The following is a 6,634-nucleotide window of genomic DNA, read 5'->3' as shown; positions in this document are numbered from 1 at the left end:
TGAAGGTGACTTGAGAAGGTTGCTGGAGGTATCGGAAGTGCGAATGCTGACATGAGTAACGATAATGCGGGTGAAAAGCCCGCACGCCGAAAGCCCAAGGTTTCCTTGCGCAACGTTAATCGACGCAGGGTTAGTCGGTCCCTAAGGCGAGGGCGAAAGCCGTAGTCGATGGGAAGCAGGTTAATATTCCTGCACCTCGCGTGAGTGCGATGGAGGGACGGAGAAGGTTAGGTGTACCCGGCGTTGGTTGTCCGGGGGAAAGGCGGTAGGTGTGGAACTTTGGCAAATCCGGGTTCCTTTAACACCGAGCACCGAGACGAGCCCATTAGGGCGAAGTCACCGATACCACGCTTCCAGGAAAAGCTCCTAAGCTTCAGCTCACGCAGACCGTACCGTAAACCGACACAGGTGGGTAGGATGAGAATTCTCAGGCGCTTGAGAGAACTCGGGTGAAGGAACTAGGCAACATGGCACCGTAACTTCGGGAGAAGGTGCGCCCTTGATGGTGGCTGCATGCGCAGCTGAGCTGTCGAGGGCCTCAGAAACCAGGCCGCTGCGACTGTTTATCAAAAACACAGCACTCTGCAAACACGAAAGTGGACGTATAGGGTGTGACGCCTGCCCGGTGCTGGAAGGTTAATTGATGGGGTCAGCCGCAAGGCGAAGCTCTTGATCGAAGCCCCAGTAAACGGCGGCCGTAACTATAACGGTCCTAAGGTAGCGAAATTCCTTGTCGGGTAAGTTCCGACCTGCACGAATGGCGTAACGACAGCGGCGCTGTCTCCACCCGAGACTCAGTGAAATTGAAATCGCTGTGAAGATGCAGCGTTCCCGTGGCAAGACGGAAAGACCCCGTGAACCTTTACTATAGCTTTACATTGAACGTTGAGTTCGTCTGTGTAGGATAGGTGGGAGGCTTTGAAGCGATGGCGCTAGCTGTCGTGGAGCCAACCTTGAAATACCACCCTGTCGTGCTTGACGTTCTAACCTAGCTCCGTCATCCGGAGCGGGGACCATGTATGGTGGGTAGTTTGACTGGGGCGGTCTCCTCCCAAAGAGTAACGGAGGAGCTCGAAGGTACGCTCAGCGCGGTCGGACATCGCGCACTGTGTGCAAAGGCATAAGCGTGCTTGACTGCAAGAGCGACGGCTCAAGCAGGTACGAAAGTAGGACTTAGTGATCCGGTGGTTCTGTATGGAAGGGCCATCGCTCAACGGATAAAAGGTACTCCGGGGATAACAGGCTGATACCGCCCAAGAGTTCATATCGACGGCGGTGTTTGGCACCTCGATGTCGGCTCATCACATCCTGGGGCTGTAGTCGGTCCCAAGGGTATGGCTGTTCGCCATTTAAAGTGGTACGCGAGCTGGGTTCAGAACGTCGTGAGACAGTTCGGTCCCTATCTGCCATGGGCGTTGGAAGTTTGAGAGGGGCTGCTCCTAGTACGAGAGGACCGGAGTGGACGAACCTCTGGTGTTCCGGTTGTCACGCCAGTGGCATTGCCGGGTAGCTATGTTCGGAAGCGATAACCGCTGAAAGCATCTAAGCGGGAAGCGCGCCTCAAGATGAGACTTCCCGGGACACAAGTCCCCTAAAGGAACCATGAAGACTACGTGGTTGATAGGTCAGGTGTGTAAGCGCTGCAAGGCGTTGAGCTAACTGATACTAATGATCCGTGCGGCTTGACCATATAACCTCAAGTTGCCTTGGTCTCGACGAACACGTCGATGAAATCCAATACGCAAGCTACGTCACAAGACCCTATGAGAGACAGGCGCCTCAATCCGTTACTTGGATGGCGACGCTCCAACCGTCTCCCTGGTGAAATTAGCGCTGTGGTCCCACCCGTTCCCATCCCGAACACGGAAGTGAAACGCAGCCGCGCCGATGGTAGTGTGGCTCAAGCCATGCAAGAGTAGGTCATCGCCAGGGGCTTTACCCCAAACCCCATCCTCGTAAGAGGGTGGGGTTTCTTCTTTTGCGCGAATGGAAAACAATCGCGGCTGGATCACTCCCGCACGGGGAATCGCGACTCATGAAGCGGACTATGTTGCCGACCTGGCTTTGCATCCCATTCGCCGCTGTGGCGCTGGCCGGCTTTCCCGCGGAGGCGGCGGAAGTATCGCCGGAGGCCGTGCAACTGCATGAGCGGATCCTGGTACTGGATACCCATCTGGATACGCCGGCCAACCTGCGCCGGCCCGGCTGGAGCATCGCCGATCGCCACGATCATGATGGCGCTTTTTCCCAGGTCGACCTGCCAAGGATGCGCGAAGGCGGCCTGGACGGCGGTTTCTGGGTGATTTACACCGGGCAGGGCGCGCGCGATGCCGCCGGCAACCGGGCCGCGCGCGATCACGGCCTGCAGCGGCTGCTGGCCATCCGCGAAATGCTGGCTGCCCATGCCGGCGATTTCGAACTGGCCTTGACTGCCGACGATGCCGAACGCATCGCCGCCAGCGGCAAGCGGGTGGTCTTCCTCAGCATGGAGAACGCCTCGCCGCTGGCTGCCGATCCCAGCCTGCTGAGCGCCTATCACCAGTCGGGCCTGCGCATGCTCGGCATCACCCATACGTTGAACAACGATTTCGGCGATTCGTCCACCGACCCCAAAGGCGCCGAATGGAACGGCTTGAGCCCGGCCGGCCGGGCCCTGGTGGCCGAGGCCAATCGCCTGGGCATCGTGCTGGATGCTTCGCACGCCAGCGATGCGGTATTCGATCAGTTGCTCACGCTGTCGCAGGCGCCTATCGTGCTGTCGCACACCAGCGCCGATGCCATCTACGATCACCCCCGCAATATCGATGACGAACGCATCCGCCGATTGGCCGCCAAAGGCGGCGTAATCCATGTCAACGCATATGGCGGCTACCTGATTCCGGTACCGAAGCTGGCCGAGCGCGAGGCCGCTCTGGCTGCGCTTTCCGAAAAGTACGGTCCGGACAGCGGGATGAACGCGGCGCAGATACAGGCATATCTGCAGGAAAGCGAGCGCATCGATCGGCAATACCCGGTGCCGCGCGCAAGCCTGGACGACTATCTGCGCCATCTGCTGCACATCCTTGAAATCGCCGGTCCCGAACATGTCGGCATCGGCGCCGATTGGGACGGTGGTGGCGGCGTCACCGGGATGGAAAGCGTCGCCGAGCTGCCCAAGATCACCGCCGCATTGATCGCCGCCGGCTACAGCGAAACCGACATCGCCAATATTTGGGGTGGCAATCTGTTGAGGGTCTTGCGGCAGGCGCAGCAAGTTGCGGGTGCCGCTGGAGATATCAAATAATTCAATAAGTTACGTAAAATATGAACGGAAGGTTGTTCCATCCCCAGAACAATAAGGAACTCCGCCACCGGTTAGCAGTCGAAGCCAGCGACTGCTAAGATGAAGCCTATGAACCAGAACCCCGCTACCACCGCTCTGGTGGCCAACAATCTCCCGATTCCCAGTGCGCTCGGCTCGCTGGACGCCTACATCGGTGCCGTGCACCAGATTCCGGTGCTGACGGTCGATGAGGAACAGGAACTGGCGCGCCGCTTCCGCGACGGCGAGGATCTCGATGCGGCACGCGAGCTGGTGCATTCGCACCTGCGCTTCGTCGTGCATGTCGCCCGCGGCTACAGTGGCTACGGTTTGCAACTGGGCGATCTGATCCAGGAAGGCAATATCGGTCTGATGAAGGCGGTCAAGCGTTTCGACCCGGACATGGGCGTGCGCCTGGTCAGCTTTGCGGTGCATTGGATCCGTGCCGAGATGCACGAGTTCATCCTGAAGAACTGGCGCATCGTCAAGGTCGCCACCACCAAGGCCCAGCGCAAGCTGTTCTTCAACCTGCGCAAATCCAAGACCCGGCTGGGCTGGTTGAACGCGGCCGAAGTCACTGCCGTGGCCAAGGATCTCAACGTTTCCGAGCGCGAAGTGCTGGAGATGGAATCGCGCCTGTCCGGCCGCGATATCGGCTTCGATGCGCCGGCCGATGAGGACGAGGAACATGCGCCGCCATCGCCGGTCAACTACCTGGTAGCCCACGACGAAGATCCGTCGCAGGCCTACGAGCGCGCCGATAGCGAAGACAACCAGTTGGAGCTGCTGCGCGAGGGGTTGGCTGGCCTGGATCAGCGCTCGCGCGATATCGTCAAGCGCCGCTGGCTGGACGCCGACAGCAAGATCACGCTGCAGGAACTGGCCGACGAATACGGCGTATCCGCCGAGCGCATCCGACAGATCGAAGCCAATGCGCTGAAGAAGATGAAGGCGCTGTTCGCAGCCTGATCGGACGCCGTCGCTGACGCCACAGAAGAGGCCCCGGAAGGGGCCTCTTCTGGTTTTCCGGCGGCCCGGTTGCGGCGCGCGCGCCCGGCTTCGCCGGTTCCGGTCTGCGGACGCCTGCCCGGTGCGTAAGCGTCCGGCGACGCCCCCTGCTTTCGACTATCGGGCAGCGGCATTCACTCGCCTGATAGAGCGTTTTCATCAGGCGCGGAGCGCATCGGGGCCGGTTATCTGTTCGAGCAGGAAGTCCACCAGCACGCGTACACGCAGCGGCATGTGCCGATTGGCCGGGTAGAGCAACGAGAAGACCCGCGTTCGTCCGGAGAACGCCGGCAGCGCAATCGTCGCCATTGCTTAGGCACCGAACGGCGTCTGCTTTGATGAGCGCCCTGGTCCAGGAAGTCGAGGCGCGGTGGCGGGACTGATCCCGGAAGCGGCGCTCGCCGCACGGGTTGCATCGGACGCTTCGCTGGAGAGGGTCCGTCGTCGTTCCGGCTTGGGCCGGGACGGAGGACAGGCGCCCGCAAGGCGCGCCCGCGCGGATGCCCCGCGCGGCGCAGGATCCGGATAGCGGCGCGCGTCGCGAGCGCCGATGCTGGCGCCAGCTTCCCACTGGAGTGACGTCATGCCGTTCGTGATCCGCGGTCTTTCCGCCGAACACTTCCGCCCGTTGTTGGCGCTGGATGATGAGGCGTTGGCCGCGCGCAACATCCGCCGCGTGGTTGCCGATGCCGCTCATGGCTATCCCTGCCGCGTTTCGCTGCAGGATGCGGCGGTCGGCGAGAGACTGCTGCTGTTGCCTTACCTGCACCACGACGTGGCGGGACCGTACCGCGCCAGCGGGCCCATCTACATACGCGAGCTGGCCGCCGCGCCCGCGCTGTTCCGCGATGAACTGCCGCCGTCGTTCCCGCGCCGCCTGCTGTCGCTGCGCGCCTACGATGGCGAGGGCTGGATGCGCGAGGCGGACGTGGCGGAAGGTCAGGCGGCGCGACCCATCATCGAACGTATGCTGGCCGACGCCGGCGTCGCCTACCTGCACATCCACAACGCGCGTCCGGGGTGCTATGCCTGCCGCGTGGACCGCGACTGATCGCTTTGGTCGCTGTCGTCGTCGCCGAGGATGATGCGTGCACCGCGCTGGTAGCTCCAGTACGCCCAGGCCCAGTTGAGCAGCACCACCAGCCGGTTGCGAAAGCCGATCAGGAAGAACACATGGGCAGCCAGCCAGAACCACCAGGCCAGCAGCCCCGAGAGCTTGAGCCTGCCGAGATGGACGATGGCGGCCATCCGGCCAATGGTCGCCAGGTTGCCGAAGTCGCGATAGCGGAACGGCGCCGTCGGGGTGCCGCGCAGGCGCGCGCGAATGGCTTCGGCCACATGGCGTCCCATCTGCTTGGCGGCGGGGGCGACGCCCGGCACCGGCCGGCCATCGCTTTGTACCGATGCCAGGTCTCCGGCAACGAAGATGTCCGGGTGCTCCGCAAGGCTGAGGTCGGCTTGCACCAGCACGCGGCCGGCGCGATCCAGCGGCGCCCCCAGCGTGCGCGCCAGCGGCGAGGCCGCGACCCCGGCCGCCCAGACGACAGTGCGCGCGGGTACGAACGCTTCGCCAAGGCGATAGCCTTCGGCGCTGATGGCGCTGACCGGCGTTCCGGTCGACACCTCCACGCCCAGCCGTCGCAACTGCTTGCGCGCCTTTTCCGACAGGTCTTCGGGAAACGAGGACAGCACCCGCGGCCCGGCTTCGATCAATTGCACCCGCGCCTGGGCCGGGTCGATATTGCGGAACTCGTTCTTCAACGTATGGCGGGCGATCTCGGCCAGGGTGCCGGCCAATTCGACGCCGGTCGGTCCGCCACCGACGATGGCGAAGTTGAGCCAGGCCGCACGCCGTGCGGGATCCGGTTCGGCTTCGGCGCGCTCGAACGCGAGCAGCAGGTGGCGGCGCAGTTGCAACGCATCATCGAGCGTCTTCAGGCCGGGTGCGTGCGCGGCCCATTCGTCGTGGCCGAAATAGGCGTGGGTGGCGCCGCTGGCGAGCAGCAGGAAATCGAAGCCGATGCGCTCGCCGCCGGCCAGCTCGAGATGCTTGCCCGCGGCGTCGATGCGTTCGACTTCCGCCAGCCGCACTTCCACATTGCGCTGCCTGCGCAGGATGTGCCGCAGCGGCGCGGCGATATCCGGTGCCGACAGACCGGCGGTGGCCACCTGGTAGAGCAATGGCTGGAACAGATGGTGGTTGCGCCGGTCGATCAGGGTGATGCGCACCGGCGCGTTGGCCAACGCGCGGGTGGCCCAGAGTCCGGCGAATCCGCCGCCGACGATGACGATATGGGGAACAGCGGGGAGAGGCTGTGATGTCAT

The 6,634-nt window shown here is 62.8% G+C and carries 5 protein-coding genes and 2 rRNA genes (1 of these 7 cut by a window edge); 5 read left to right on the top strand and 2 right to left on the bottom strand.

What is annotated here, in order from left to right; translation table 11 throughout:
- The 4 genes from CRO39_RS11555 to rpoH all read left to right on the top strand — a co-directional run.
- A 23S ribosomal RNA gene (locus CRO39_RS11555) occupies positions 1-1,690 on the top strand (it extends 1,190 nt beyond the left edge of the window).
- 127 nt (positions 1,691-1,817) lie between these two features.
- Positions 1,818-1,932: ribosomal RNA gene (gene rrf / locus CRO39_RS11550) — 5S ribosomal RNA — on the top strand.
- A gap of 103 nt (positions 1,933-2,035) precedes the next feature.
- Complete coding sequence (locus tag CRO39_RS11545) at positions 2,036-3,283, top strand: dipeptidase (protein WP_097122112.1); 1,248 nt, start codon at positions 2,036-2,038, stop codon at positions 3,281-3,283.
- 108 nt (positions 3,284-3,391) lie between these two features.
- Positions 3,392-4,270 (top strand): RNA polymerase sigma factor RpoH, encoded by an 879-nt coding sequence (gene rpoH / locus CRO39_RS11540; protein ID WP_097122111.1) that lies wholly within the window; start codon positions 3,392-3,394, stop codon positions 4,268-4,270.
- A 198-nt stretch (positions 4,271-4,468) separates the two neighbouring features.
- On the opposite strand, the gene CRO39_RS20935 is transcribed toward rpoH, so the two are convergent.
- Positions 4,469-4,618, bottom strand: coding sequence for a hypothetical protein (locus CRO39_RS20935; protein WP_162125826.1), 150 nt, complete (start codon positions 4,616-4,618; stop codon positions 4,469-4,471).
- 274 nt (positions 4,619-4,892) lie between these two features.
- Here CRO39_RS20935 and CRO39_RS11535 point away from each other — a divergent pair, with 274 nt between their 5' ends.
- Positions 4,893-5,360: a DUF1203 domain-containing protein gene (locus tag CRO39_RS11535; RefSeq protein WP_097122110.1), complete on the top strand. Its 468-nt coding sequence runs from the start codon at positions 4,893-4,895 to the stop codon at positions 5,358-5,360.
- On the opposite strand, the gene CRO39_RS11530 is transcribed toward CRO39_RS11535, so the two are convergent.
- Positions 5,333-6,634, bottom strand: coding sequence for an NAD(P)/FAD-dependent oxidoreductase (locus CRO39_RS11530; protein WP_097122109.1), 1,302 nt, complete (start codon positions 6,632-6,634; stop codon positions 5,333-5,335). The two genes, CRO39_RS11535 and CRO39_RS11530, sit on opposite strands and share 28 nt — an antisense overlap.

Origin of the sequence: Pseudoxanthomonas wuyuanensis, from assembly GCF_900215535.1 — a bacterium.
GTDB lineage: Bacteria > Pseudomonadota > Gammaproteobacteria > Xanthomonadales > Xanthomonadaceae > Pseudoxanthomonas_A > Pseudoxanthomonas_A wuyuanensis.
The sequence above is the reverse complement of the archived record's forward strand: the minus strand, read 5'-3'. Positions and strand labels throughout refer to the sequence as shown.

Excerpts from the sequence above, each read along its gene's own strand:
- CRO39_RS11545 (WP_097122112.1), top strand. The coding sequence starts at position 2,036 with ATGAAGCGGACTATGTTGCCGACCTGGCTTTGCATCCCATTCGCCGCT.
- rpoH (WP_097122111.1), top strand. The coding sequence starts at position 3,392 with ATGAACCAGAACCCCGCTACCACCGCTCTGGTGGCCAACAATCTCCCG.
- CRO39_RS20935 (WP_162125826.1), bottom strand. The coding sequence starts at position 4,618 with ATGGCGACGATTGCGCTGCCGGCGTTCTCCGGACGAACGCGGGTCTTC.
- CRO39_RS11535 (WP_097122110.1), top strand. The coding sequence starts at position 4,893 with ATGCCGTTCGTGATCCGCGGTCTTTCCGCCGAACACTTCCGCCCGTTG.
- CRO39_RS11530 (WP_097122109.1), bottom strand. The coding sequence starts at position 6,634 with ATGACATCACAGCCTCTCCCCGCTGTTCCCCATATCGTCATCGTCGGC.